A 656-nucleotide genomic window follows, 5' to 3' on the forward strand; every position below is an offset into this window, starting at 1 on the left:
ACGGTGGCCTTGTCCTTATTGACCACAACGACAATCATTTCACCGGCATCATCATTGCCATCGAAAACATTGCCGGCGAATAGAAGAGCAAAACTATTATCATCTAAAGGGACTTGTATGAAATGATTTTTATCGTCTTTATTTAATGTCAGATATTGAATATTATATAATGGATCATTTCCCCAGCGGCACAGGAGCGTTTTTCCTGACTTGTCTGATATCATAAAAACATCATACATCTCGGATGACATGTTGGTATCACTTCCCCCTATAATGACACTATATTGATGGGCATTATTGGGGGAGGATATATTGTAAGTTTTGTAAGGATTTATAGGGTTGTGAACGAATGTCGGAGAGTTGTTCTGCCCCAATGTAACGAATTGTTGTTGGGCTACAATATTGCCATCTGACCATTTAAACAGATCCACAGACTGTGCCATCATTGAGGTAGATGAAATTATAAAAAGTAAGAGGATGGATAATTTTCTCATGGTTTTTAAGGTTTGTTATGCGGCGGACCGTATTAATATGCCCACCGCATATTTGGGTGTGTTAATTCCACTTTTTATATTTGAGCATGTTGCCTTCCTTCCATATTTTGTGTTTGGTGGCTTTCATGTCAGCTTTTGTTCCTATGGCATATCCGTCGGCAT

Annotated in this window: 1 protein-coding gene; it reads right to left on the reverse strand. The window is 38.7% G+C overall.

From position 1 onward, the window contains the following. Positions 1-494 (reverse strand): hypothetical protein (locus C5S62_RS04825; RefSeq protein ID WP_133159502.1); only part of this gene is annotated, 494 nt, incomplete at its 3' end. Positions 495-656 lie beyond the last annotated feature (162 nt).

The organism is Prevotella sp. MGM2, assembly GCF_002933955.1.
Lineage (GTDB): Bacteria > Bacteroidota > Bacteroidia > Bacteroidales > Bacteroidaceae > Alloprevotella.